The sequence below is a fragment of the Paraburkholderia hospita genome (genome assembly GCF_002902965.1).
GTDB classification, from domain to species: Bacteria; Pseudomonadota; Gammaproteobacteria; order Burkholderiales; family Burkholderiaceae; genus Paraburkholderia; species Paraburkholderia hospita.
Genome location: NZ_CP026105.1, coordinates 2,652,905 through 2,678,589 on the forward strand (window position 1 = coordinate 2,652,905; position 25,685 = coordinate 2,678,589).

Annotated in this window: 25 protein-coding genes, 1 tRNA gene and 2 pseudogenes; 14 read left to right on the forward strand and 14 right to left on the reverse strand. The window is 63.9% G+C overall.

Features of this window, described 5'->3' with window-relative positions; translation table 11 throughout:
- Positions 1-82: 82 nt before the first annotated feature.
- The 3 genes from C2L64_RS11990 to C2L64_RS12000 form a co-directional block, all read right to left on the reverse strand.
- Entirely contained in the window at positions 83-2,068 is a 1,986-nt protein-coding gene (locus C2L64_RS11990; protein WP_007587902.1) for a DNA topoisomerase IV subunit B, read from the reverse strand.
- A gap of 312 nt (positions 2,069-2,380) precedes the next feature.
- Complete coding sequence (locus C2L64_RS11995) at positions 2,381-4,306, reverse strand: ATP-binding cassette domain-containing protein (protein WP_007587903.1); 1,926 nt, start codon at positions 4,304-4,306, stop codon at positions 2,381-2,383.
- A gap of 279 nt (positions 4,307-4,585) precedes the next feature.
- Positions 4,586-4,987, reverse strand: a complete 402-nt coding sequence (locus C2L64_RS12000) for a DUF4399 domain-containing protein (protein WP_007587907.1) — start codon at positions 4,985-4,987, stop codon at positions 4,586-4,588.
- Positions 4,988-5,260: 273 nt separating this feature from the next.
- Here C2L64_RS12000 and C2L64_RS12005 point away from each other — a divergent pair, with 273 nt between their 5' ends.
- Positions 5,261-5,443: a rubredoxin gene (locus C2L64_RS12005; RefSeq protein ID WP_007587908.1), complete on the forward strand. Its 183-nt coding sequence runs from the start codon at positions 5,261-5,263 to the stop codon at positions 5,441-5,443.
- A 95-nt stretch (positions 5,444-5,538) separates the two neighbouring features.
- On the opposite strand, the gene C2L64_RS12010 is transcribed toward C2L64_RS12005, so the two are convergent.
- Positions 5,539-6,342, reverse strand: coding sequence for a class I SAM-dependent methyltransferase (locus C2L64_RS12010; protein WP_007587909.1), 804 nt, complete (start codon positions 6,340-6,342; stop codon positions 5,539-5,541).
- A 56-nt stretch (positions 6,343-6,398) separates the two neighbouring features.
- On the opposite strand from C2L64_RS12010, the gene C2L64_RS12015 reads away from it, so the two are divergent.
- A tRNA-Arg gene (locus tag C2L64_RS12015) sits at positions 6,399-6,473 on the forward strand.
- Positions 6,474-6,589: 116 nt separating this feature from the next.
- Here the strand turns inward: C2L64_RS12015 and C2L64_RS55850 are convergent.
- Positions 6,590-6,715 (reverse strand): hypothetical protein, encoded by a 126-nt coding sequence (locus tag C2L64_RS55850; protein WP_007587913.1) that lies wholly within the window; start codon positions 6,713-6,715, stop codon positions 6,590-6,592.
- A 232-nt stretch (positions 6,716-6,947) separates the two neighbouring features.
- Here C2L64_RS55850 and C2L64_RS12020 point away from each other — a divergent pair, with 232 nt between their 5' ends.
- The 7 genes from C2L64_RS12020 (at position 6,948) to C2L64_RS12050 (ending at position 12,999) form a co-directional block, all read left to right on the forward strand.
- On the forward strand, positions 6,948-7,217 hold the full coding sequence (locus C2L64_RS12020; RefSeq protein WP_007587914.1) for a hypothetical protein: 270 nt from the start codon (positions 6,948-6,950) through the stop codon (positions 7,215-7,217).
- A gap of 446 nt (positions 7,218-7,663) precedes the next feature.
- A complete protein-coding gene (locus C2L64_RS12025; protein ID WP_007587915.1) occupies positions 7,664-7,987 on the forward strand; it encodes a hypothetical protein in 324 nt (107 codons plus the stop codon).
- 292 nt (positions 7,988-8,279) lie between these two features.
- Positions 8,280-9,560: a DNA (cytosine-5-)-methyltransferase gene (gene dcm / locus C2L64_RS12030; protein WP_007587916.1), complete on the forward strand. Its 1,281-nt coding sequence runs from the start codon at positions 8,280-8,282 to the stop codon at positions 9,558-9,560.
- Positions 9,560-10,006 carry a very short patch repair endonuclease gene (locus C2L64_RS12035; protein ID WP_007587917.1) on the forward strand — a complete coding sequence of 149 codons (447 nt, stop codon included), beginning with the start codon at positions 9,560-9,562 and terminating at the stop codon, positions 10,004-10,006. Before dcm ends, C2L64_RS12035 begins: the two co-directional genes overlap by 1 nt.
- 145 nt (positions 10,007-10,151) lie before the next feature.
- Entirely contained in the window at positions 10,152-10,661 is a 510-nt protein-coding gene (locus C2L64_RS12040; protein WP_007587918.1) for a YbhB/YbcL family Raf kinase inhibitor-like protein, read from the forward strand.
- 171 nt (positions 10,662-10,832) lie between these two features.
- Positions 10,833-12,275 carry an MFS transporter gene (locus C2L64_RS12045; protein WP_007587919.1) on the forward strand — a complete coding sequence of 481 codons (1,443 nt, stop codon included), beginning with the start codon at positions 10,833-10,835 and terminating at the stop codon, positions 12,273-12,275.
- 133 nt (positions 12,276-12,408) lie between these two features.
- Positions 12,409-12,999 (forward strand): membrane protein, encoded by a 591-nt coding sequence (locus tag C2L64_RS12050; RefSeq protein ID WP_007587921.1) that lies wholly within the window; start codon positions 12,409-12,411, stop codon positions 12,997-12,999.
- Positions 13,000-13,117: 118 nt separating this feature from the next.
- Here the strand turns inward: C2L64_RS12050 and C2L64_RS12055 are convergent.
- Positions 13,118-13,342: pseudogene (locus C2L64_RS12055) on the reverse strand (trehalose-6-phosphate synthase); the annotation flags it as partial.
- A 54-nt stretch (positions 13,343-13,396) separates the two neighbouring features.
- Here C2L64_RS12055 and C2L64_RS12060 point away from each other — a divergent pair.
- Both C2L64_RS12060 and C2L64_RS12065 read left to right on the forward strand, forming a co-directional pair.
- Entirely contained in the window at positions 13,397-14,479 is a 1,083-nt protein-coding gene (locus C2L64_RS12060; protein WP_086915003.1) for an IS630 family transposase, read from the forward strand.
- 12 nt (positions 14,480-14,491) lie between these two features.
- Positions 14,492-14,791 carry a hypothetical protein gene (locus C2L64_RS12065; RefSeq protein WP_086915002.1) on the forward strand — a complete coding sequence of 100 codons (300 nt, stop codon included), beginning with the start codon at positions 14,492-14,494 and terminating at the stop codon, positions 14,789-14,791.
- Positions 14,792-14,801: 10 nt separating this feature from the next.
- On the opposite strand, the pseudogene C2L64_RS12070 reads toward C2L64_RS12065, so the two are convergent.
- The 6 genes and pseudogenes from C2L64_RS12070 to C2L64_RS12095 all read right to left on the reverse strand — a co-directional run.
- Positions 14,802-16,013 (reverse strand): annotated as a pseudogene (locus tag C2L64_RS12070) (alpha,alpha-trehalose-phosphate synthase (UDP-forming)); the annotation flags it as partial.
- Between the two features lie 201 nt (positions 16,014-16,214).
- Complete coding sequence (locus tag C2L64_RS12075; protein WP_007587923.1) at positions 16,215-16,427, reverse strand: hypothetical protein; 213 nt, start codon at positions 16,425-16,427, stop codon at positions 16,215-16,217.
- A gap of 202 nt (positions 16,428-16,629) precedes the next feature.
- Positions 16,630-16,833 carry a hypothetical protein gene (locus C2L64_RS12080; RefSeq protein WP_007587924.1) on the reverse strand — a complete coding sequence of 68 codons (204 nt, stop codon included), beginning with the start codon at positions 16,831-16,833 and terminating at the stop codon, positions 16,630-16,632.
- 142 nt (positions 16,834-16,975) lie between these two features.
- The gene (locus tag C2L64_RS12085) at positions 16,976-18,382 is read right to left on the reverse strand and encodes a sigma-54-dependent transcriptional regulator (RefSeq protein ID WP_007587925.1); all 1,407 of its coding nucleotides are present in this window, start codon (positions 18,380-18,382) and stop codon (positions 16,976-16,978) included.
- 315 nt (positions 18,383-18,697) lie between these two features.
- Positions 18,698-18,964, reverse strand: coding sequence for a hypothetical protein (locus C2L64_RS12090; protein WP_007744382.1), 267 nt, complete (start codon positions 18,962-18,964; stop codon positions 18,698-18,700).
- Positions 18,965-19,033: 69 nt separating this feature from the next.
- Positions 19,034-19,351, reverse strand: a complete 318-nt coding sequence (locus C2L64_RS12095) for a DUF883 family protein (RefSeq protein WP_007587927.1) — start codon at positions 19,349-19,351, stop codon at positions 19,034-19,036.
- A gap of 459 nt (positions 19,352-19,810) precedes the next feature.
- On the opposite strand from C2L64_RS12095, the gene C2L64_RS12100 reads away from it, so the two are divergent.
- The 3 genes from C2L64_RS12100 (at position 19,811) to C2L64_RS12110 (ending at position 22,380) form a co-directional block, all read left to right on the forward strand.
- Positions 19,811-20,866, forward strand: coding sequence for a sigma-54 interaction domain-containing protein (locus C2L64_RS12100; protein WP_007587928.1), 1,056 nt, complete (start codon positions 19,811-19,813; stop codon positions 20,864-20,866).
- Between the two features lie 381 nt (positions 20,867-21,247).
- On the forward strand, positions 21,248-21,829 hold the full coding sequence (locus C2L64_RS12105; RefSeq protein WP_238554759.1) for a hypothetical protein: 582 nt from the start codon (positions 21,248-21,250) through the stop codon (positions 21,827-21,829).
- Positions 21,826-22,380, forward strand: coding sequence for a hypothetical protein (locus C2L64_RS12110; RefSeq protein ID WP_007587931.1), 555 nt, complete (start codon positions 21,826-21,828; stop codon positions 22,378-22,380). Before C2L64_RS12105 ends, C2L64_RS12110 begins: the two co-directional genes overlap by 4 nt.
- Positions 22,381-22,471: 91 nt before the next feature.
- Here the strand turns inward: C2L64_RS12110 and C2L64_RS12115 are convergent, their stop codons facing one another.
- Together C2L64_RS12115 and C2L64_RS12120 are read right to left on the reverse strand one after the other, a co-directional pair.
- Positions 22,472-23,815, reverse strand: a complete 1,344-nt coding sequence (locus C2L64_RS12115; RefSeq protein WP_007587932.1) for an ABC transporter ATP-binding protein — start codon at positions 23,813-23,815, stop codon at positions 22,472-22,474.
- Positions 23,816-23,837: 22 nt separating this feature from the next.
- Complete coding sequence (locus C2L64_RS12120) at positions 23,838-25,592, reverse strand: ABC transporter permease (protein ID WP_007587933.1); 1,755 nt, start codon at positions 25,590-25,592, stop codon at positions 23,838-23,840.
- Positions 25,593-25,685 lie beyond the last annotated feature (93 nt).

Below are 25,685 nucleotides of genomic sequence, written 5' to 3' on the forward strand. Positions count from 1 at the left end.
GATTCCGTGTCCTTGTTCGGCGGCGCGCGCTTCGTGCTTCACATGCGTTGCATGGGTTCGCTGGCACGAAGCGCGGCGGCGCTCAGATATCCGCTTCGACCTGGTTGCCCTTGTCCTCGAGCCAGCTGCGGCGCGACGCCGCTTCGCCCTTGCCCATCAGCATCGTCATTCGCGCGACGGTCGCGTCGAAGTCGAGCTGGCCGAGCGCGACGGGCGACAGGCGCCGCGTGTCCGGGTTCATCGTCGTGTCCCACAGCTGCTCGGCGCTCATTTCACCGAGGCCCTTGAAGCGGCTGATCGACCACTGCGATTCACGCACGCCGTCTTTGCGCAGCTTGTCGAGGATCGCTTCGAGTTCGCCTTCATCCAGCGCGTACAGCTTCTGCGCGGGCTTCTTGCCGCGCGCGGGCGCATCGACGCGGAACAGCGGCGGACGCGCGACATGCACGTGACCACGCTCGATCAGTTGCGGGAAGTGCTTGAAGAACAACGTAAGCAGCAGCACCTGGATGTGCGAGCCGTCGACGTCCGCATCGGACAAGATACAGATCTTGCCGTAGCGCAAATTGGACAGATCGACGTTGTCGTCCGGGCTGTGCGGATCGACGCCGATCGCCACAGAAATGTCGTGCACTTCATTGTTGGCGAACAGACGATCGCGCTCGGTTTCCCAGGTGTTCAGCACCTTGCCGCGCAGCGGCAGGATGGCCTGATACTCCTTGTCGCGCCCCATCTTCGCGGAGCCGCCGGCAGAATCGCCCTCGACCAGGAACAGCTCATTGCGGCCGATTTCCGTCGATTCGCAGTCGGTCAGCTTGCCCGGCAGCACGGCGACGCCCGAACTCTTGCGCTTCTCGACCTTCTGGCCGGCGCGCGTACGCGCCTGCGCCTGCTTGATGACGAGATCGGCGAGCTTCTTGCCGTGCTCGACGTGCTGGTTGAGCCACAGTTCGAGCGCGGGACGCGCGAACGACGACACCAGCTTCACGGCGTCGCGGCTATTCAGACGTTCCTTGATTTGCCCCTGGAACTGCGGGTCGAGCACCTTCGCGGACAGCACGAACGACACGCGGGCGAACACGTCTTCCGCGAGCAGCTTCACGCCCTTCGGCTGCAGGTTATGCAGTTCGACGAAGCTCTTCACGGCCTGGAACAGACCGTCGCGCAAGCCCGATTCGTGCGTGCCGCCAGCGGGCGTCGGAATCAGATTGACGTAGGACTCGCGCGTGAGCGACCCTTCTTCGCTCCACGCGACGACCCACGCCGCGCCCTCGCCTTCGGCGAACGTCTCTTCGTTGGAGCGCGAGCTTTCCGCGTAGCGCTCGCCTTCGAAGAGGGGGATCAGCAGGTCGCTGCCCGCCATGCCTTCCATCAGATAGCCGCGCAGGCCGTCTTCGTATTTCCAGCTTTGGCGCTCGCCCGTCTTTTCATTGACGAGGACGACTTCGACGCCCGGCAGCAGCACGGCCTTCGAGCGCAACAGGCGCTGCAACTCGCCGATCGGCAGGTTCGGCGAGTCGAAGTATTTCGCATCGGCCCACGCGGTCACGCGCGTGCCGGACTTCTTCTCGCCCTTCGCCGCGGCGCGCACCTGTAGCTGTTTGACGACGTCGCCATGCGAGAAGCTCAGTTCGGCGACCTTGCCGTCGCGCCACACGGTGACGTCGAGGCGCGTGGACAGCGCGTTCGTCACCGATACGCCGACGCCATGCAGGCCGCCCGAGAAGGTGTACGCACCGCCTGCCGCCTTGTCGAACTTGCCGCCCGCGTGCAGACGCGTGAAAACGATTTCGACGACGGGCACGCCTTCTTCCGGATGCATGCCGAATGGAATACCGCGGCCATCGTCTTCGACGGACACGGATTGGTCGGCATGCAACGTGACGGTGATCTGACGGCCGTAGCCGCCGAGCGCTTCGTCGGATGCGTTGTCGATGACTTCCTGGATGATGTGCAGCGGATTTTCGGTGCGCGTGTACATGCCGGGCCGCTGCTTGACCGGCTCCAGGCCCTTGAGCACCTTGATCGATGCTTCGCTATACGCGGCGTTAGGCTTTTTCGTTGACATGGCTTGCTCGGGTCCGTCGGTTCATCGTTGTCCACATGTCCTGTGGACAGGTGCGTGGACAATGCGTTGAGTTTTCAAAAAAAGCGAAACGAAACAACGGAGTGTGTGCGCTGCGCGACTTGCGTGCAGCAGTTATCGGTTTGCCTTGTCTGCTTTCCGCGGTTTTCCCGCAAGCCCGGTTTCGGGCGGTACGCTGGAACGACCGTGGGAAGCAGGTTCGCGGGTATTTTACTGATTTCGATGCGCGGGGCAATTTAGATGATGGGTGTAGGACGGTTGGTCGGGAACGCGTCCTACACCCCGATGGGTGGTCTACTTCCGCTTGCTCTCCAACTCATCCCACCGTTCAATCGCCACGAGCAGTTCCTCATCGATGGCCGCGTAGCGCTCGGTCAGCCGCGCGCCTTCCTGCGCGTCCTTCACGAAAATCGAGCCGTCCTCGATCTGCGCGCCGATCGCTTTCTGCTCCGCTTCGAGCGAGGCAATCTTCTCGGGCAGCGCCTCCAGCTCGCGCTGTTCCTTGAATGAAAGCTTCACCGTGCGCTGCGCGTTGCGGCCTGCCGCGCTGTCCTTGGCCGCGGTTTCCTTCGCCGCCTCTTTCGGCACATCCTGTTGCGCGATCTGCTCGGAACGCTCGCGCTGGATCTGCCAGTCCGTGAAGCCGCCGACATATTCGCGCCACTTGCACTCGCCCTCCGACGCAATCACCGACGTCACCACGTTGTCCAGAAACGCGCGATCATGGCTCACCAGCAGCACCGTGCCGTCGTAGTCCGTCAGCAGTTCTTCGAGCAGTTCGAGCGTGGGGATGTCGAGGTCGTTGGTCGGCTCGTCGAGCACCAGCACGTTCGCCGGACGCGCAAAGAGACGCGCGAGCAGCAGACGGTTGCGCTCGCCGCCCGACAGCGACTTCACAGGCGAACGCGCGCGCTCCGGGGCAAACAGAAAATCGCCCAGATAGCTCATCACGTGCTTTTTCTGGCCATTGATCTCGACCCAGTCGCTGCCGGGGCTGATCGTATCGCCGAGGCTCTTGTCCAGATCGAGCTGTGCGCGCATCTGGTCGAAGTAAGCGACTTGCAGGTTGGTGCCGATGCGCACCTTACCGTCGTCCGGCTGCAGTTCGCCGAGAATCAGCTTGAGCAGTGTCGTCTTGCCCGCGCCGTTCGGACCGATGAAGCCGATCTTGTCGCCGCGCATCACCGTTGCCGAAAAACGATCGACCACCGTGCGCTCGCCATACCGCTTCGTCACGTCCGTCAGTTCGGCGACGATCTTGCCGGACTTTTCGCCCTGCCCGACGTCGAGCCTCACGTTGCCTTGCACATTGCGGCGTTCTGCGCGGTCATTGCGCATCTGCACGAGCCGCGCGATCCGCCCGACGCTGCGCGTGCGCCGCGCCTCGACGCCCTTGCGAATCCACACTTCTTCCTGCGCGAGCAGCTTGTCGAACTTCTCGTTTTCGACTCGCTCCACTTCCAGTTGCTGCGCCTTGCGCGTTTGATATGCGGAGAAATTTCCCGGATACGACAGCAGACGTCCGCGATCCAGTTCGACGATGCGCGTGGCGACGCGATCGAGAAATGCGCGATCGTGGGTGATGAACAGCAAACCGGCGCGCTGCGCGATCAGCAGTTCTTCCAGCCAGCGAATGCCGTCGAAGTCGAGATGGTTGGTCGGCTCGTCCAGCAGCAGCACGTCCGGCTGCACGACGAGCGCCCGCGCCAGCGCGACGCGCTTTTGCATGCCGCCCGACAGCGAGCCGACCCGCGCGTCGCCATCGAGGCCGATCTGCGCGAGCGTCGTGGCGACGCGCGTGCGCCAGTTCCAGGCATCGGTGGTATCGAGTGACGATTGCAGCGCGTTCATGCGCGCAAGCAACGCGTCGTGCTGCGCGCCTTCCGGCGTTTCCGCCAGCTCGTGCGCGACCGTGTTGTACTCGTCGAGCAGCGCGCTCGCATGCGTGAGGCCCGCGGCAACCGCGTCGAACACCGTCACGTCCGCGTCGAATTCGGGCTCCTGCGGCACGTACACGGTGACGAGATCCTGCTGGCGCGTAACGAGGCCATCGTCCGGTCTGGCGAGTTCGGCGACGATCTTCAGCAGCGACGACTTGCCCGCGCCGTTGCGGCCGATCAACCCGACGCGCTCGCCGGCTTCGAGAGAGAAATCCGCGTGATCGAGCAGCGCGACGTGGCCGAACGCCAGTTGCGCGCCCGTGATGGTGTAAAGCGACATGGGAAAGGAGGAACCAGCGATGAGTCGGAAGCGCTCATTGTACCGGTCGGCGGCGCGAATACTGACGGGATGCGGCCCGGCAGGATGGCATAGGACGGATGACGCATGCCGCGCATGCCCACGGTGCTCGAACCGGCGGGTCGGCGCATGAGCAGGCGCTCAGCACGCGCACGGACGGAAGAGAATGCGAACGCCCGTCCCGGTGTCGGCGTTCGCAGCGGCAAACCGTTCCGTGAATTGAAGGTGAGCGAAAAAAAGGCGCGGCAAGCGCGCCTTTGCTTACTTCACGTGAATCGTGATCGTCTTGCTCATCTCCGGGCCATACGAACGGTGCGCGCCGTCGCCGAAATCGAGCGTCAGCGTGTGATCGCCCGGTGGCAGCGTGATCTCCGTTTCCGTCTGGCCCTTGCCGAAATGCAGCGACTTGTCGTTGGCGGGAATGACTTCGCCCTTCGGCAGCGGCTGCCCGTCGATGATCAGATGATGATGCCCCGTGCCTTCCGTCATCGTGCCCGCAGGAACGATCTTCATGCCTTCGACAGCAAACTTCACGTGAATGGGGTTGCTCACGGTCGCGCCGTCCTGCGGCTCGACGAACGAGACGCCCGCGGCATGCGCCACGCCCGACAAGACCAGCATGCCCGCGCACGCTGCGCCGGCCAACCATCTGTTATTCAGCATCGTTTTTCTCCTTGGCTAAAGCGGCTCGATGGACACGGTGCGCGCAGGCGTTCGCGCACGACCGCATCGCACTGAAAGAATACACGTTGGCGGCGGGCCCGCCGGGCATCGGATCGCCGGGATGCACGTCGCTTCGCGTTGATCTGAAACGGTAAACGGAGCGGGCGGCGTGGGTCTTCCGGCGAATTCCGGTAATATTGCGAATCGCCGCCGGATGCACTAAAAAGGGGCAGATTGGCGGATTTTGCATTGAATCAATGAAGAGCGTGTGTCGTGAGTGAAGTGATCGAATATAAGAGCTGGGTCTGTCTGATTTGCGGCTGGATCTATAACGAAGAGGAAGGTTTGCCCGAGGAAGGTATCGAAGCGGGTACGCGTTTCGCCGATATCCCCGTGGACTGGCGCTGCCCGCTGTGCGATGTGGGCAAGGCTGAATTTGCTGTAGTCGAGTTCTGATCGGCGGTTCTGTTACAGAAACGTCGTTCGTTTAGAGCGGTCCGCGGGTTCGATGCCTGCGGACCGCTTTGCTTTTGGCGGCCGGCCCGCTCCGGTCAGTCGCGCCTTGCGACGACGATCAGTTCGCGGCTCGCGGGATCGACGGGCGATCGGGACCAGTCGCCGAACCAATCCAAGTCGCTGAAACCCGCTTTGACGAGCGCTTCACTCAGCGAGGCCTGCGTGCGAAAGCGCAGCTGGCTGGGCGCGACGACGGTGTCGCCGTCTCGAAGGAAGCGATAGTGAGTGTCGAAGCGGACGCGGTCATTGTTTGCTTCGATGAGTTGCTGCCAGATTTCGACGGCGCCGTAGTGCGAGTCGTCGATCACGCGGCGCGACTGCTCCGGCGTCCACGCCGCCCACGGCGACACGGATGGATTGCGGCTTTCGAAAGTGAGCCGTCCGCCGGGACGCAACGCGGCTTGTGCAGCGGCTAGCGTGGCGTCGAAGCTCGCGTCGTCGAGAAAAACCTGCGCGACGTGGCCTGTCATCACGGCGAGATCGGCGGACTTTGCGCCCAGTTGTACCGCGTAGCCTTCGATCCATTCCACCCGGTCGCCGCCCGGCCGTCGGCGCGCAATATCGAGCATCGCCGGCGACGGATCGACGCCCGTCACCGTATGGCCGCGCCGGGCCAGTTCACAGGCGAGCAGCCCCGTGCCGCAGCCGATATCGACGATGCGCGAAGCTTCCGTGCGTGCGGCGAGGTCGATATAGAAGCGCGTGTCGGCGGCGAACGGGTTGAGCGCGTCGTAGAGCGCGACGAGACGCGGATCGGTGTAGTGAGCATCGGTCATCGGCCGATGGTAGCCGTGCGGCGCGCGAGCCGCCACCGCGTCGGCGCAGGCGGTTGCCCGCATCGAAAGCCGCTTTGGCAAACGGGCGATTTGCTATACTCTGCGCTCGTCGGCGGCCCCTCCCCGTAGTTCAATGGATAGAACAAGTGCCTCCTAAGCGCTAGATACAGGTTCGATTCCTGTCGGGGGGACCACATCGGCGACGGACGACGCTACAAAAAAACCCGCAACAGCTCACGCTTTGCGGGTTTTTTGTTTGCTACAGCCCCATTGCGATGCAACGCGGCGAACAGCCACAACGATCAACCGTTCACCGATGCCGGCGCACCACCACCTGAATCTTGGCCAGTTGCTGGTCGCGCTGATCGAAGAATTTGGCGAGCGCAAACAGCGACGCAGCGGCAAACGGCCAGAGGACAAAGAAGGTAGCGAGCATGATCGACTCCAGAGCGAAAACGTTTGAAACGAGTGTACGCCCGCGCTAAACAAAGAAAACTATCGGAATTGCCAAAACACAGTTCCCTTTTTTGGAAGGGAATGGAGAACGAGCCCGCGTGGCGCGGCTGGACGACCTTTTCCCGAGCCGACCGGGTCCGACCGACCTCGCCCGACCGTGACAAAATCACGCACTTCACGCAACACACGCCAGCACAATCGAAGGACAACCCATGGATATCAACAAGCAACTCGCCGCTCTCACCACTTCCGAACTGCAAACGGCAGGCGCCAGTCAGGCGACGGCCATCGCCGTCAGCGTGCTGCTGCGTCATTTGAACTCGCCGGAGCTGTCGAAGCTGCTGAGCACCGCATTCGAGAATCACCAGGCCGTCATGCTGCAAACACCGTGGCCGGACCAGATGCTGCAATCGTTCGAAGCGACACGCCGTTTTCTCGAAGGCGCGGCCAACCCGGCCCCTAGCCCCGACCAGCCCGCCTAACGCAGCACGCGTCGCGCCGTGTACATCGCGCGACGCAAAAAAGCCACACGCGCGAACGCCCCGGCATGCGCCGGAAGCCCACCCGGCGGGGCTTGCGCGCGAGCGCCGCAAGCCAGTGTGCGCTCTCCCACCTAACGCACCATTTGTCTGCGGACGGACTCGCGGCGTCCTTTTATCATCTCGTCACTCCTCGGATACGTCAGTGGGTTGACCGATGCCCTACCCGTACAACCTTGCAGTCGCGGCTGGCCTGATGATCGTCGTGCTCACCTGCAGCCTCGCGCTCGCGCTGACATGAACCGACCCGCGCACGGCCCGCAAAACACCGGACACTCGCCCGCTGTCCGCGTCGATATCGCCCGATTCCGATCCGCATAAAGCCCGTCGCGGCACAAATATTTTCAAGCTGACCCTAAAGTTTTCCAAACCCCTGCCGTAGTGCGGGCATGGACCATTACCTCACTTCGTCGGCGGGATCGTTCAAATCGACTCTGATCGATCAGGACATCGCGCACATTGCCCGCGTCATGCGGCCTTCGATGCATGGCGACCTGGGTGGGGCCATCCTCCCCGCCACCTACTGGCGCAAACGCCTCTTCGAACTGCTCGACGCCGAGCATCTGACCAATTCGCAGCTCTGCTCGATCGACGATCTGCTGTTGCAGCTCGACGAGCTGTGCACGAAGGATCTGACGCCGCTGCCCGTGACGATCACACGGCCCGCAGCGTCGCGCGATGCGAACCGCCACCGCGTACGCCGCAAGCGCTGAGCGAACCCGCGGAACCGCTGCGGCGCCGCCGCGCCGCGTGGGTCGAGGCGCGCCGCGCATTTAACATTCATTGACCCGCCGCGCATCCTTCCACGATGCTGCAGCCAGCAGCGCGAACACCCGGCGACACAGCGACAGGATGATCTGGCGCGTCGCCGGGGCTGCCTTCCCTCTCCCTTCGCACGCTCACGCCCTCCGCCGCAGGAAAATTTGTCTGCGGAACACGCCGCAATCGCGAATTAGGGACATTCGTAGGTCATAATGTCCGCAAAAATTCCCAGCAAGGATTCCTGTGACTCAGGCTTCACCGCTTGACCTGCTGAAGCAGGCGCGCACCCGCTTCACACAAAAAGAAATCGCCGCGCATGTCGGCAAGGACATCAAGACGGTGCGTCGCTGGGAAAAAGGCGAAACGCCCTGCCCCGCGATGCTCGAACCGGCACTGCACGCGATGCTGTATCCCGCCACCGCGCGCAACGCCGGCGCGCATGCAGGCAACGGAGCAAGCACACGCATCATCGATCTGTTCGCCGGCATCGGCGGCATCCGCATGGGCTTCGAGGCGCACGGCGGACAATGCGTGTTCACCAGCGAGTGGAACGACTTCTCGCAGAAAACGTATCAGGAGAATTTCCGCGACGGCGCCACGCAGCACGCGCTGATCGGCGACATCGTCACGTTTCCCGCCGAAGCCGTCCCCGAGCACGACATTCTGCTCGGCGGCTTTCCGTGTCAGCCGTTTTCGATTGCAGGTGTCAGCAAGAAGAATGCGCTCGGCCGCCCGCACGGTTTCGAATGCGCGACGCAGGGCACGCTGTTCTTCGATGTCGCGCGCATCATCGCCACGCGCCGCCCGGCCGCGTTCCTGCTCGAGAACGTGAAGAACCTGCTGTCGCACGACAAGGGCCGCACGTTCGACGTGATCCTTCAGACACTGCGCGACGAACTCGGCTATGAGGTGCATTACCGCGTGATCGACGGCGCGCATTTCACGCCGCAACATCGCGAGCGGATCATCATCGTCGGCTTTCGCGGCAAGACATCGTTCTCTTGGGACGATCTGCGCCTGCCAGAAGAAGGTCCGCGGCTCGCGTCGATCCTGCATCGGACGGACGGCAGCGAGCCCGTGCTGCCGTGGGACGGCGACCGCTTCTTCGATCACGCCGCGCGTCAGGTGCAGCCCAAATACACGCTGACACCCAAGCTCTGGACCTACCTGCAGAACTACGCGGAGAAGCATCGCGCGGCGGGCAACGGTTTCGGCTATGGGATGGCTTATCCGCAAAGCGTGACGCGCACGCTGTCGGCGCGCTATCACAAGGATGGCTCGGAGATTCTCGTCTATCAGGGCGAGAAAAAGCGCCCGCGCCGTCTGACGCCGCGCGAGTGCGCGCGGCTGATGGGCTTTCCCGACACGTACCGCATCCCCGTCAGCGATACCCAGGCGTACCGCCAGTTCGGCAATAGCGTCGTGGTGCCCGTGATGCGCGAAGTCGCGCGCATCATGCTGCCGCATGTGCGCGCGCTCACGCACGCGGCGCAGGAGGAAAGCGCGGCGGAGCTCGCCCACTGATGGTCGATATCGTCGACGCGGCCACCCGCAGCCGGATGATGTCCGGCATTCGCGGCCGCAACACGAAACCTGAAATCCTGATCCGCAGCCTGCTGCATCGGCGCGGCTTCCGCTTCCGGCTCGACGCGCGCGATCTGGCCGGCCGGCCCGACATCGTGTTGCCGCGCTATCACGCAGTGATCTTCGTGCACGGCTGCTTCTGGCATGGTCACGACTGTCATCTCTTCAAATGGCCGCAGACGCGCCCGGAGTTCTGGCGCGACAAGATCGGCCGCAATCGCGCCAACGATGCGAAGGCCCAAGCCGCGCTTCTCGCAGCCGGCTGGCGCGTCGCGACGGTGTGGGAATGCGCATTGCGCGGGGCGAACCGGGACATCGACGGCGTCCTGCAACGGCTGATCGACTGGCTACACGGCGACGCGCCGCTGCATGAAGAGCGCGCATGAGGTTGCGTCTTCAAGCGACGCGGCGAATTTTGCAAGATGCCGGTGCTACACTCGATTAGCTGACTGGGAGTCTCCAGGCTATCTTCCGAGCGGTCTTTCAACGGCTCCCGCCTATCCTGGAACCATCCACTGAAGGAGGCGCATGATGGCTGATTTTCGAATCTGGTCGGACGACTTCCCCGCGAACGGCTTTATGCCGAAGGCGCAGGAGATGAACGACAAATCGTTCGGCGTCTCTGGCGATGGCGAGAACATGTCGCCTGCGCTGCAATGGGACGCACCGCCCGCCGACACGCAAAGCCTGGCGCTCACCGTCTATGATCCCGACGCGCCCACGGGCAGCGGTTTCTGGCACTGGGTCGTCGTCAACATTCCCGCCGATGCACGCTCGCTGCCGCGCAACGCAGGCAAAGCCGACGGCAGCCTGTTGCCAGCCGGCGCGATGCAGTTTCGCAACGACTACGGCTCGGTCGGGTTCGGCGGCGCGGCGCCTACGCGCGGCGACAAGCCGCATCGCTTCATCTTCCGCGTTCATGCGCTGAAGGTGGCGAGCCTGCCGCTCACCGCCGACACGACGAACGCCGTCGCGCGCTACATGACGCATCTGAACGAAATCGATTCGGCCACGTACACGGGCCTGTACGAACTGAAGTAACGGCGGCGCTACGATCTCCAAGGCCCGGCATGGCCCCCGCGCGATGCGCGTGTCATGCCGGGCCGAAGCGGTTGCCCGCTGTCACGACCGCTGTCGCGACAACAGGAAGCACAATCCTGGACTCGACTGCCGGCGGGCATCGACCGCCTCGCCGTTCATCACAACAACACAATGCAAGCTTCTTCGTCGACCGGCAACCGCCATCCATCGGGCGCTTCCAACCCCGCTGCTCCCTCTCCCGCCGTCGCGCCGGAACCCGAACTGGGGCTGCCGATTCCGCAACGCTACTGGGCAATTCTCGTCGTCGCGCTGGGCATCACGCTCGCCGTGCTCGACAGCGCAATCGCCAACGTCGCGCTGCCGACCATCGCGCGAAACCTGCGCGCGAGCGCCGCGAGTTCGATCTGGGTGGTCAACGCGTATCAGCTGTCGGTGACGATCTCGCTGCTGCCGCTGTCGTCGCTGGGCGATCGCATCGGCTACCGGCGCGTCTATATGGGCGGGCTGGTGCTGTTCACGATCGCGTCGCTCGGCTGCGCGCTCGCCACGTCGCTGCCGACGCTCGCGCTCGCCCGCGTGATTCAGGGCTTCGGCGCGGCAGGCATCATGAGCGTCAACACTGCGCTCGTGCGGATGATCTATCCACCCACGCAGCTTGGGCGCGGCGTCGCGATCAACGCGATGGTGGTCGCCGTCTCGTCCGCCGTTGGGCCGACGGTGGCTTCCGCCGTACTCGCCGTCGCGGCGTGGCCGTGGCTCTTCGCGATCAACGTGCCGATCGGCATTGCCGCCATCGCAGTGGGCTGGCGCGCGCTGCCGCGCAACGAAGGACATCCGTCGCCGTACGACTATCCGAGCGCCGTGATGAACGCGTTCGTGTTCGGGCTTCTGATCTTCGCCGTCGATGGCTTCGGTCACGGTGAGCGCTACGGCTTCGTCGCCGCCGAATTGATCGGTGCGATCGTGATCGGCTATTTCTTCGTGCGGCGGCAGCTCACGCAGTCCGCGCCGCTGTTGCCCGTCGATCTGTTGCGCATTCCCATCTTCGCGTTGTCGGTGGGCACATCGGTGTGCTCGTTCTGCGCGCAAATGCTCGCGTTCGTGTCGCTGCCGTTCCTGCTGCAAAACAATCTGGGCCTGTCCCAGGTCGAGACAGGGCTGCTGATGACGCCGTGGCCGCTCGTGATCGTCGGCGCGGCCCCGCTGTCGGGCGTGCTGTCGGACCGGATCTCGGCCGGCTGGCTCGGCGGCCTCGGGCTCGCGACGCTGGCGCTCGGCCTGTTGCTGCTCGCCACGCTCGGCGCACATCCCACGGCGTTCGATATCGTGTGGCGCATGGCGCTGTGCGGCGCGGGCTTCGGCATTTTCCAGTCACCGAACAACCGGACGATGCTGTCGGCGGCGCCGCGCCACCGCAGCGGCGGGGCGAGTGGCATGCTCGGCACCGCGCGCCTGACGGGACAAACGCTCGGCTCGGCGCTCGTCGCGCTAATCTTCGGCATCGCGCCGCAGCACGGCCCCGTGCTCACGCTTTACGTGGCCGCGTGCTTCGCGGGCGCGGGCGCGCTCGTCAGCACGATGCGTGTGCGGCACAGCGCGCCAACGGCCGCGTAACGCATACCTTCCAACGCCCCGCTTTCCGCCTATTCTTGTAGACGAAGCCTTCAACCGCCGACGTCCGTCACGACGTCCGGTGCGGGTTTCGCTCTGGCCTTTGAACCTCGGCCTTTGAACGATAGGGGGCACCATGTCACTCATCGTCGCTGGACGTTTCACCACTTTCCCCGCCGCCGAAGACGCCGCACAAACGCTCTTCGACAACGGCTTTCCCGGTGAAGACGTCACGCTGTTTTTCGTCAATCCGCGCGGCCAGCACGCGCGCCATCCGCTAGACGAACACGCTGCCGCCCCACCCACGATCTCCTCCGCGCCGCCGCCGACGCACCATCGCCATCACCGCGCGGTGACGATCGGCGCCGTCGCGGGCGCCGTGATCGGCGTCGCGGTATTCACCGCGTTTTCGGCGTCGATGCCCGTCGTCGTGATCGCGGCGGGCGTCGGTGCGTATCTCGGCTTGGTGGTGGGCAAGATGGTCCAGGCGCGCAGTGGACCGCACGAACATCACGACGTCGTGCATCACGAGATGCGCAATTCGGGCGTGCTCGTCGCCGTGCATGTGAGCCCGGAAAATCAGATGAATGCGGCGCGCATCCTGCGCGAGGCGGGCGGCGCCGATATCGAGCGCGCGACCGGTCACTGGCAACGCGGCAAATGGGCGGATTTCGATCCGCGTCAGACGCCCGTGCCGCTCACCGAGTTGAACCAGCAGCAGGCGTGACGGGCTCGACGGTTCGAAAAACGCCTGGCCGGAAACAAAAACGGCAGCCTGCAAGGGCTGCCGTTCGTGAACCTGCGCGTCCCGCGAGGCCGCGCAATCTCACCCATCTCACGCGCTTTCAGACCGTGACGTCCGCGCGCTTGACGGCCTTCTCCGTCACCGACGAAGCCGTCGCGACATTCCGCAAATCGGCAAGGAACGTATCGCGCCATACCGACAGATTGTTCTCGCGCAGCGGCGCCATCATGTCCGCGTGACGCGCCTGGCGCTCGGCGAGCGGCATCGACAGCGCGCGCTCCAATGCCTCGGCCATCTGCGACAGATCGAACGGATTGACGACTAGTACAACATCCCGCAATTACTTTTAATAATTGATTGCATGGTTTATCCTGGCGGTATGAGTCGAGGACGCCATGCAACGCCAGTGAAGCTGGCCAGGAAGGAAAGACAGGAGCTGCAGTCGCTGATCCGACGCACGACGGCTGCACAACGCGATGTGACACGGGCACGCATCGCGTTAATGGCTCACGAGGGCTACACGAGCGCGGCGATCTCACAGGAATTGGGCGTGTCCGTGCAGACCGTCAGCCAGTGGCGCCAGCGCATTGCGCGGCAAGGCGCGCAGGGGATTCGGGAGGCAGAGCGCAGTGGTCGTCCGCCGCGCATCACGCAGGAGACGCGGCTGCAGCTGATCGCACTGGCGTGTGAAGTGCAGGAAGCGCAAGGTCGGGCCACGCCGACGCTCGATGAGATTGTGACGCGTGCAGTCGAGCGAGGGATCGTCGAACAGATCAGTCGCAGCCATGTGCAGCGCATCCTGCAGGCTGGCGACGTTCGCCCGCATCGGGTGCAACAGTGGCTGCATAGTCCGGATCCGGCGTTTCGCGAGAAGGTCAACGTGATCTGCAAGCTGTACCGCAAGGCGCCGAAGAATGCGGTGGTACTGAGTATTGACGAGAAGACCGGCATCCAGGCCATCGAGCGCAAGCATCCAGGGCGCGCCCCGGCAGCCGGACGGTTGCGCCGCCGGGAATTTGAATATATCCGTCACGGTACTCAGTCTCTGATTGCCGCGCTGGATGTTCATACCGGACGGGTACTGGGAAGCTGCCGCGACCGGCGGACCCAGGGCGACCTGGTGACTTTCATGGACAGTGTGGCAGCCGCGTATCCGGGCAAGCAGGTGCATGTGATCTGGGATAATCTGAACACGCATCGCGCCCAAGCCGTATGGCAGGCATTCAATGCGCGGCACGATGGACGGTTTCATTTCCATTTCACCCCTTTGCACGCGAGCTGGGTGAACCAGATCGAACTGTGGTTTGGGCTCTATACGCGCCGTGTGCTGCGTCACGCCAGCCACACCAGCACGGTGCATCTTCGCGAGCGTACAGAGCAGTTCATCCGCGAGCGCAACCAGACGGCACGTCCCTTCAGATGGACTTTCCGCGGCTATCCGTTGCAAACTGGCGCATCCTGAACCGGAGCGGTCATGCCTGCCTTACCCGCGAAACATCATGCAAGCGAACTGCAGCGTCAACTGCGCGAATTGTTGGGCCACGACCAGGTGGTCACGCAGGCTTACGGGCGTCATCTGCTGATCAAACGCCTGGACAATCAGGAGCCGACTGTTGTGGCACGCCTAAGTGAACTCAGCCGCAATCTTTATGGTGCGGCCTTTCGTAGCCATAGCGGGCGATGGGAACCTCTGCCTGGCTCAGGTTCGCTCGCCGAAATGGCCCAACTGGTTGTCACGCTCCTGCAGCCTTATTTGCAGCCAGACAATTATTAAACCTATTTGAGGGATGTTGTACTAGCGCGCCGGGCAACTGCTCGGCCGCGCCCGCGAACTGCGAGAGCACTAGCACGCCGGGATCGGCCGGGTCCTGCGACGCAACGTATTCCTTTGCGACGAGGTTCATCCCGTCGCGCAGCGGCGTCACATAGCCGACGTGCGACTGACGGAACAGCGCCATCAGCAGATTGCGTTCGTACTTGCGGTTCAGGTACTGAATCGGCGTCCAGTCCAGCTGCGCGAAGCGGCCGTTGATACGCCCCGCCTCGCCTTCCAGCGTCTGCCGAATGCGCTGGTAAGTCTGCACGTCGGCGCGGGTCGGCGGCGCGATCTGCACGAGCGACACGCGGCCATGCCAGCCGGGCGCGCTCTGCAACAGACGCTCGAATGCCTGGAAGCGCTCGACCAGCCCTTTCGAATAATCGAGCCGGTCGACGCTCATGATCAGCTTGCGGCCGCGCATGCCGTCGCGCAGGCTACGCACGGGCTTGCGGTCGGTGAACTGCTCGGCGGCCTTGGCGATCGCATCGGGATAGATGCCGATCGGATACGCGCCCACTTTCAGGAAGCGGCCGTACGCGTGAATCATGTTCTCGTCGCTCGACGTGCCGTGATGGCCGCGCTCGATGTAATCGACGAACGACTGCCGGTCCGCGTCCGTCTGGAAACCGACCACGTCATAGCTGCACATGCACTTCACGAGTTCCTCGTGCGGCGGCACGGTACGCATTACCTCCGGCACCGGAAACGGAATATGCAGGAAGAAGCCGATCGGATTCTTCACGCCCAGATCGCGCAGGCAGCGCGCGAACGGCAACAGGTGATAGTCGTGAACCCAGATGATGTCGTCGGGCTTGAGCAATTCCTTCAACTGCTTCGCGAGCGTCACGTTCACCCGCAGATAGCCGGCATATTCCTGGCGGTCGTAGCGCGACAGATCATTGCGATAGTGGAAGGTCGGCCATAGCGTCGAATTCGAGAAACCGCGGTAGTACTGGTCGTAGTCGCGCTTGGTCAGCCCCACGGTGGCGTAGGTCACGTTACCCTGTTTCTCGATGACGGGCGGCGCCGACTCGGCGACGGTCTCGCCGCTCCAGCCGAACCACACTCCTCCCGTTTCCTTCAGGGCGTCCAGCACTCCGATTGCGAGACCGCCCGCTGCGGGGCGTCCTTCCTGAGTCGGCGCGACGCGGTTTGAAACGACGATCAATCTGCTCATTGCGGCTCCACCTCATTCAGTTGACTGTACATGCGGTGATACTCCGATTTACGGCATGCAAGTCCTATGCCGCCATACGCGAAAAGACGGAATAAAAATGTATGCAAATGTGACAAACGAGCAAAAACTAGCTGCGCCTAGGCACGCGCGCAGCAGATTTTTCGCTCGACGATCCGGCCGGAACAAGCCGAAAAAGTGACTTCAGGCGTCCTGCTCGGAGCCCAGGTCGCGCTGGTATTCCAGCCCTTCCTGACGCGTGCCGCCCTGGTTGTGATCCCCGTCTGGCGGTGCGCCGGGCGCCGGGCGGTTCTGCTGCGCCGGGTCCGGTCCTACGGGTGGATTGCCCGAGCCGCCGGCTGGGCGCTGGTCGCGCTTCGAATGACGCGCAGAGCGCCGCAATGCGGGATGTCTCATGATGGACGCCTCCAGGGGAAGGCCAGTACCCGGACAGGGTTTGCCCGGGACGCTTCACCTTAGTCTAGGCCGATGAACGTAAATTGCCGGTAAAAAGTTCGCCGGTTTTGTAACGCGTACAGGGGGCGGGCCCGTCAATTGCGTCAACGCGCCAAATCCGCGTACGTCCATTCGGGTGGCCGCTGCTGTTTGAAGCCAGGCGTCAGAACTCCGGCAGCAGCGTCATGCGGGCAATCGTATGAGGTGTCTGCGAAGGTTGCGACGGCGGATCGCCGATCGGCGGTGTATCGGGTTCGACGGGTTCGCGCGTCGGGTCGGGTATCGTATCCGGCTCGTTCGGCTCGGGCGGCGTGTTGGGTTCGGGACGGTGCGCGTAGATACCGTGGACGGCGTCATGCTCCGGCATGGTTTGGCTCCCTGTTTTCGTTCGATGTCGTCGTCGCCTGGTGCGCGGTCGACTGTTGAACGCAAATCAGCAAGGCATGTGCCGTTGATGCCGCTGTCCGCCGTGGCGGACAGCGGCAAGTCCGGTTATTTCACCGACGCGCTCACGCGTCTGCCTTGCCGAGCGCCTGCGACTCGTCGCTGACGTCGTCGCCATCGGCACGTCCGGCGTCGTTGCCGTATTCGACGAGCCGGTTATACAGCGTCTTCAGGCTGATGCCGAGAATCTCGGCGGCACGCGTCTTCACGCCGCCGCACTGTTCGAGCGTCGCCAGAATCAGCTGACGATCGGCCTCGGCGAGCGACGTGCCGAACGGAATCGTGATCGCCGTGCCCGCCGTCGGCTTCGACAGCGAAATCTGCAGCGGCACCGTGGCCGTACTGTCCGAATCCGTACCCGCCATGATGTGCGCGCGCTGCACGTAGTTCTTCAGTTCGCGCACGTTGCCCGGCCACGGGTACGACAGCAGCATCTCCTTCACTGCGGGCGGGAAGTGCTTCTTCGTAGTGTGCTGCTCGTTGAGATCGTCGAGGAACGCCTGCGCGAGCAACTCGACATCTTTGCCGCGCTCGCGCAACGGCGGCAGGCTGATCGGGAACACGTTCAGACGGTGATACAGATCGAGGCGCAGCTTGCCTTCGAGTACGGCCTGCTCCGGATCGCGGTTCGTCGCGGCGATCAGGCGCACGTCGGTTTCGATTTCCTTCGTCGTGCCGACGCGCATGAACATGCCCGTCTCCAGCACGCGCAGCAGCTTCACCTGCAACTCGATCGGCATTTCGGTGATTTCGTCGAGGAACAGCGTGCCGCCGTTCGCACGTTCGAAATAGCCCTTGTGCTGACGGTCGGCGCCCGTGAACGCGCCGCGCTCGTGGCCGAACATCTCCGATTCGATCAGGTTCGGCGAGATAGCGCCGCAGTTGACCGCGAGAAACGCGTGCTTGCGACGCAGGCTCAACTGATGCAGCGTCTGCGCAGCGACTTCCTTGCCCGTGCCCGATTCGCCGACCAGCATCACGGAAGCGGCCGTCGGCGCGACACGGCTGATCTGGTCATACACCTGCTGCATGATGGGCGAATTGCCGAGCATCAGGCCGAAGCGGCCCATGCGCCGCAACTCGCCGCGCAGCGTGCCGATTTCGGCCTTCAGGTCGCCCGCGCGCGGCAGACGGCTCAAGATGGCCTTTACGCGCTGCATGTTGATCGGCTTCACGAGGTAATCGGCGGCGCCCATCTTCAGCGCGCTCACAGCCGACTCGACCGTCGCATGCCCCGTGATCACGACGAATTCCACGCCCGAGCGCGGATCGAGATCCTCGAACAGATCGACGCCCGAGCCATCGGGCAGCTTCAGATCGGTGAACACGACGTCAGGCGTTTGCCGCACCAGCTGGATGCGGGCCTCGCGCAGATCGCCCGCCGTCGCCGTGGTCAGCCCGTCTTCCGCGATGATGGCCGCCAGCGCTTCGCGGGTACTCGGATCGTCATCGACAATCAATACATGTGGCATCGCGTATGGAAAGCTCGTAAGTGCTGGTCATGGATACGCGCAGCCTGCGTCTTGCCGGAAAGTTGCGAACGACGAAAGCGCCCGCGCGCTGCGATTTTCAAGCATACGCTTGCATCGCAGCGACGGACGCCTCAACCGGAAAAACTTTCCGAATTAACGCATCTGCGCAACAATTACCGCAAATTTTGCTATAAAAGGCACTTATTGTTGTGCTTTTTGCTCATTATAAGGCCTCGGGTCGAAAAAAATCAGCCCGCATATGACGCGGCGCACGGTCGTGTTAAATCGCGTTCCGCCGTGCGCGTCAGTGCCGGTTTAGCTGCGCGGAAACGGCCAGGCGTCGCCGTGATCCGCGCCATTGCCGTTACGCAGATGCTTGGCGGGCGTGGGCGCGACCTGCGCTCCCGGCGCGCCGGGCGCGGGTTGCGCCGGCTCCGTCACGGCGCCGCCCTCGCCTTCCCAGCGCGTCAGATCGCGCGCGAGCGGTTGCTGCGCGGCGCGCTGCTTTTGCACCCAGCGCCATGCCAGTACGCTGCCCACGGCGAACACGGCGCCGAATATGCCGATCTTGGGGCGTGCCATGTTGAACTCCTTGTTGTCGTCAATGGAAATGGCAGCGGCCACGCGGCCGCCATGCCGGATTAGCGCCGCTCAGCGCGCGGCGAGCATGCCGAGCACGAAGCCGACACCGGCCGCGATGCCCAGCGACTGCCACGGATTCTGGCGCACGTATCGCTCAGTCTGGACGGTGGCGCTGCGGTAGCGCCGCTGGGCCGATGTCTGCGCGTCGGCGAGCGCGTTTTGCACGGAATCGACGTGCGTGCGTAGCCGCTCACGCAGCGCGTCGAGGCCTTCGCCCGGCACGGCTGCCGCGAGCCGCAGCATTTCTTCTGAATCGGCTAACAGCACGTTGAGATCCTGGACAAGTTTTTGTCGGCCCAACGCGAGCTGTTCAGTGGTTTCCGTCATTGCAATCTCCTGTTCCGGCGCGGGGACCGGATTTGTCCCGTCTCTCGACGGGCGGTTCCGGTGTCATGCGCCATCTCCTGTCCGTCGCAACGGCCGTTCCCGGCATCCTCGTGCGATCGGCCGTTCCCGGCATCCTCGTGCGATCCACGGATACCCATCGAGTTCCGCAAAACGCCGCGCACCCGAAGACCGCGCGCAGGCATGCGCGATGCAGACAAAGTTGCCGACGCGCATCGCGCGGCGTGCAACTTTTGCCGGCAACGCGTGTCGATCGTACGTTAACATTTGCGAACTGCCAGCGAACGCCAAACTTGCATGCGCCTTGCCGGAAATGGCGCGTGAGTGGTTAAATTGCCTTTTGTGAGATAGTGGACCACTCTTACGAGGCAATCCACGCTCTCGATACTGGCCTGCGCCATTCACGACACCCACCCGAAATTGCACAGGACACCCTTGCCTATGTCGTCAACCGATCTGGACTCGCCCGCCACCGAAGCCGATGGCGGCGGTGCGTCTCCGGCGAAGCAACGCACGGCGGAAAACGTCCCGGGACTGAAGTCGTACGGCACGCTGTACGGCTCATCGCCCGTCATGCTGGATCTCTACGACCAGATCGACCGCGTGGCCGCGACCGATGCGACCGCGCTCATCATCGGCGAATCGGGCACGGGCAAGGAGCTGATTGCCCGCACGATTCACGACCATAGCGCGCGCAAGGGCGGCGCGTTCGTCGCCGTCAACTGCGGCGCGATCCCCGATGAACTGATCGAAGCCGAATTGTTCGGCCATGAAAAAGGCAGCTTCACGGGCGCGGTCCAGGGCCGCATCGGCTACTTCGAGCATGCGAACGGCGGCACGCTGTTTCTCGACGAAGTCACCGAAATGGCGCCCGTGCGGCAGGTGAAACTGCTGCGCGCGCTGGAGACGGGCACGTTCTATCGCGTCGGCGGCACCGAGCTGATTCGCGGCGACGTGCGCGTGATCGCCGCGACCAATCGCGACCCCGCCGTGGCGGTGAAAGAAAACGGCCTGCGCGAAGACCTGATGTACCGGCTCGCCGTGTTCCCGCTGCGCGCGCCGCCGCTGCGCGAGCGCGAAGGCGACCGCGAACTGCTGGCGGTGCATTTCCTCAACGAACTCAACCGACAGGAAGGCACGAACAAGGTGTTCAGCAAGCGTTCGATGGAAACGCTGCGCACCTGGTCGTGGCCCGGTAACGTGCGCGAGCTGAAGAACGCGGTGTATCGCGCGTTCATTCTGGCGGAGAAGGCGGTGGAGTTGCCGCATCCGCATCTGATGTCGCGCGTGAAGAAGCCCGTGACAGTCGGCGACTCGATGAGCGTGTGGATCGGCACGCCGCTCGCCGATGCGCAGAAACAGATCATTCTCGGCACGCTCAAGTATTGCGGCGGCGACAAGCGGCGCGCGGCGAAAGCGCTCGGCGTGAGTCTCAAGACGCTGTACAACCGGCTCAGCACCTACGGCGACGAAGAGTCGAATCACGACGACAACTGATTCGCAGCAACACGCGCAGCCTATTGCGCGCTGATCGTTTTTTGCGGTTTTTGCGCGCCCTTCTTCGCGGCATATTCTCCACTCGTGTTTGCGGCTTCCAGTGAAGCCGCGTCCCTTCTTCGATCGAGCCGCGCTACGCGCAAGCGCTCGCGCCAGTCGTGCCCATGCCTTGCTCAGGCATACCAACTGCTCCTCACGCCAAACAGAAAGACCCCGGCCACGCAGCATCTTTTGCAATTGCTTGCATTTTCCCTATGCCAATTACAAAACGCATCCTGCACAATGCCGCAGCGAAAAAATCAGATGTATCTGCCTTCGCGCTGGCGCGCTCCACGCGTCGAAGGCACGAGCAGGAGCGATGACGAAGAAATGCAAAAAGCAATGCACCGTGACAAACACGCCGCGCAGCCCAGCGCCATGCGGCGATCGATCTTCCCGAGCGCCACGCTGATTGCGGCCCTGGCCGTCGCCATCACCGTCACCACGACATTGAGCGGATGCGGATCGCTCTACGCGGAAAGTGCCACGGCGGGCGCCGGTATCGCAGGCGCAGCCATTGCCGGGAAAGTAACGAACAACGCCGCCGTCGCCACGGGTATCGGCCTTGGCGCCGTCGCCGCGGCGCGCGCAGGCGTGCAGTACTCCGAACGCGTGATCCATCGCAACACCCAGGACAGCATCGCCGTGGTCGCCGGCCCGCTCGCGGTCGGCGCGGTCGCGCCGTGGAGCATCACGCATTCGGTGCCGCTCGAAGAAGACGAGCATGGCCGCGTGACTGTCAGCCGCTCGATCAGCGCGGGCGAACTCGACTGCAAGGAGATTGTCTTCTCCGTCGATAAAACCGCGACGCAGAACGTGCCCGCGTCGAGCGCGTTCTATGTCGCGTCGATCTGCCGCGACGGCACGGCGTGGAAGTGGGCATCAGCCGAGCCCGCGACGGAACGCTGGGGCTCGCTGCAATGAGCGCGCGTCCGTCAACCGGAAGCCTGCGGGCGGCGACGGCTGTGCGGCTCGCGCTCGTCGGCGCGTTGTGCCTCGGCGCGGGCGCGATCGTCAGCGGCTGCAGTTCGGCTTCTGTCGGTGCGGCGGCTGGCGCGGGGGCCGGCGCCGCGACAGGCATCTTCACCGCGAATCCCGCTGTGGGCATCGGCGTCGGCATTGCCGTGCAGGCCGCCACCGATGAAGCCGTCGCGCGCTATATGCGCGTGATGCACTCGGATCAGCAGAACGTGATCGCGGCGCTGGCAGGTGCGATGCCCGTCGGCGAGACGCGCGACTGGAGCGTCAAGCACACGATGCCCATCGAGAACGGCCACGGCCAGGTGCGCGTCACGCGCGCGTTCGCGTCGTCGCTCGCGATCTGCAAGGAGTTCGTGTTCTCGGTCATCGACGGCGACAAGGCCGATGCGAAGGTCGACTGGTACATGGCGAGCGCCTGCCAGCAGGACAACAAGGGTTACTGGAAATGGGCGTCGGCGGAACCGGCTGTCGAGCGCTGGGGCAATCTGCAATAACGCTGCTCGTAGCGCAAAGCATTGGGACCAAAACAAAGGGGAGCCGCTTGGCTCCCCTTCTTTCTTCGCTCACGCAAATCGCGCGCTGCCGTCAGGACTCGACGTCCTCGAGGCTGAAAATCTCCGTCTGGTCGTTGTACGAGAAGATCTCGGCATAACGCCCCCAGTTGATGACGGCGTCGAGCGTTTCTTCAGCAGCGCTGTCCGACAGAAAGTCTTCCAGTTCCTGCTCGAAGCGCACGCGCGGCGCGCGGTGTCCCGGGCGCTCGTTCAGCACTTTCTTGATTCGCGCCGCGAGTGGCACGTGCTTGAGCAGATGGTCGGCGAACATCAGCTTGCGCTCCTGCGTGCCGAACTCGGCGAACACGCGGGCGGGCGGCGTCAGGAAAATATCGCCTTCGCGCACGTCCGCGAAGCCCAGATGCTGCAGCACTTCGGCGATCGGGAACAGGTCGTCCACCTCCAGATGCAGCGAGCGCGCGATTTCCGGCATGTCCGCGCGGCCGTGATATGGCGCGGCCGCGAGCGTTTCGATCAGACCCGCCATCAGGTTGGTCGACACATGCGGCAGCCAGCTGTGCAGCTCCAGGCCCTTCTTCGTTTTCTCATCTGTCTGACGCGCAGTCATCTTCGCGTAGATGTCGTCCACGAGCTTGCGGAACGCCGGGTCCAGACGGTTGCGCGGATGCTTGAACGGCACCTTGATCTCGGCGATCACGCGGCCCGGATTCGACGACAGCACGAGGATGCGGTCGCACATGAACACGGCTTCCTCGATGTTGTGCGTGACGATCAGCACCGACTTGATCGGCATGCGCCCTTGCGTCCACAGATCGAGCAGGTCGGTACGCAGCGTCTCGGCCGTCAGCACGTCGAGCGCGGAGAACGGCTCGTCCATCAACAGCAGCGTCGGATCGACGACCAGCGCGCGCGCAAAGCCGACGCGCTGGCGCATGCCGCCCGACAGCTCGCGCGGATACGCGTTCTCGAAGCCGTCGAGACCGATCAGGTCGATCGCCGCAAGCGCGCGTTCACGGCGCGCACGTGCACCGACGCCGAGCGCCTCGAGACCCGCTTCCACGTTCTGCAGCACGGTCAGCCACGGAAACAGCGCGAAGGTCTGGAACACCATCGCGACGCCATCGGCGGGGCCCTTGAGCGGCTTGCCCATATAGGTGACTTCGCCGCCCGTCGGCTCGATCAGGCCGGCGATGATACGCAGCAGCGTCGACTTGCCCGAGCCCGAGCGGCCGAGCAGCCCGACGATCTCCCCTTCGCGCAGCGACAGGTTGGCGTCGTCGAGCACCAGCAGTTCGCCCTGGGTCTTGTTGAACCCGCGGCACACGTCCTTGACGCGCAGGATTTCTTCACCGAGGCGCGGCGGCATCGGTGGCGTCTGGATCGGCGCGGCGGTTACGGTCTTCGGATTTTGCATCGCGTTATGCCTTCAATGAATCTCAATCGAGCCGCAGGCGGCTTTCGGCGTAGGCGTACAGCGGACGCCACAACGCGCGATTGAAGAGGGACACGAACAGGGACATCACCGCGATGCCCAGAATGATCTTCGGATAGTCGCCCGCGGCCGTGTACTGCGCGATATAAGCGCCGAGCCCGTGCGCGGCGAGTTTGGTATCGCCCCACTGCACGGCTTCCGCGACGATGCTTGCGTTCCACGCGCCGCCCGAGGCGGTGATCGCGCCCGTCACGTAGTACGGGAACACGCCCGGCAGCATGACCTGGCGCCACCATTGCCAGCCGCGGATGCGGAAATTCTTCGCGGCTTCCTTGTAGTCGTTCGGATAGGCGCTCGCGCCCGCAATCACGTTGAACAGGATATACCACTGCGTGCCGAGCACGATCAGCGGCGACAACCAGATGTCCGGGTTCAGATTGAACTTGACGATCACGATCACGAAGACGGGGAACAGCAGGTTCGCCGGGAACGCCGCGAGGAACTGCGCGACCGGCTGGATCTTCTCGGCGAGCGAGGGGCGCAGCCCGATCAGCACGCCGATGGGCAGCCACACCACCGACGCGAGCGCGATCAGCACCGTCACGCGCAGCAGCGTGATGAGGCCGAGCACGAACACATGGCCGACTTCATCGAGCGTCACGCCCGTGCGCACATACGCGACGACGCGATACACGACGAATGCCGTCGCCAGCACGACGATCACGGCCCACACGATGTCGCCCGTTCTGGACGGCTTGAGCACGGCCGGCTTGGCGAACTTCACGGGCCCGACGCGCGGCCAGCGGATCGGCACGCGCGCGGCCTTCGCGAACATCCAGCCGATGGGGACGAGCAGGCGGTGAATCAGCCGCGTGCGGCGGATCAGGTCGAGCAGCCACGATTCCGGCGCGTCGCCGGAACTCGTGTTCTCCATGCGGAACTTGTCGGACCACGCGACGAGCGGACGGAACAGGAGCTGGTCGTACGCGAGAATCACGACCGTCATCGTCAGGATCACCCAGCCGATTGCGTGCAGGTTCTTCTCGGAGATCGCCGCCGCCAGATACGCGCCGATGCCCGGCAACGTGATGCTGTGATTGCCGACCGTGATGGCCTCGGAGGCGACCACGAAGAACCAGCCGCCCGACATCGACATCATCATGTTCCAGATGAGGCCCGGCATCGAAAACGGCACTTCGAGCTTCCAGAAGCGCTGCCACGACGTCAGATGGAAGCCCTTCGACACCTCGTCCAGATCGCGCGGCACGGTGCGCAGCGACTGGTAGAAGCTGAAGGTCATGTTCCACGCCTGGCTCGTGAAGATCGCGAAGATCGCGGCCAGTTCGGCGCCCAGCACCCGCGACGGAAAGAGCGCGAGGAAGAACGTCACCGTGAACGAGATGTAGCCGAGCACGGGCACCGACTGCAGGATGTCGAGAATCGGCACCAGCACCTGGCCCGCGCGGCGGCTCTTCGCGGCAAGCGTTCCGTAGACCAGCGTGAAGGTCAGCGAAGCGACCATCGCGGCGAGCATGCGCAGCGTGGTACGCAGCGCGTACTCAGGCAGGTTCGCCGGGTCGAGCGAGATCGGCTCGCTTTGCAGCGTCGAGATGGGCGCCATCGTCTCGTGGAAACCGACCACGGCCATCGCGATCACGCAGATGATGAGCGGAAACGCAATGAAATCCCAACGATTGGGCAGCACCCGCCACGCCGACGCATTGGCGGTGCGGTTCAGGGTGAAGCTGAACAGATCCATCAGGCGGCCCTCCTTTCGCGGCGGAATGCAAACATGCCGCCAGCCATGATGGCTACGCGCGCGCCGGCATGGCTGGCGGCGGCGCGACGGTCC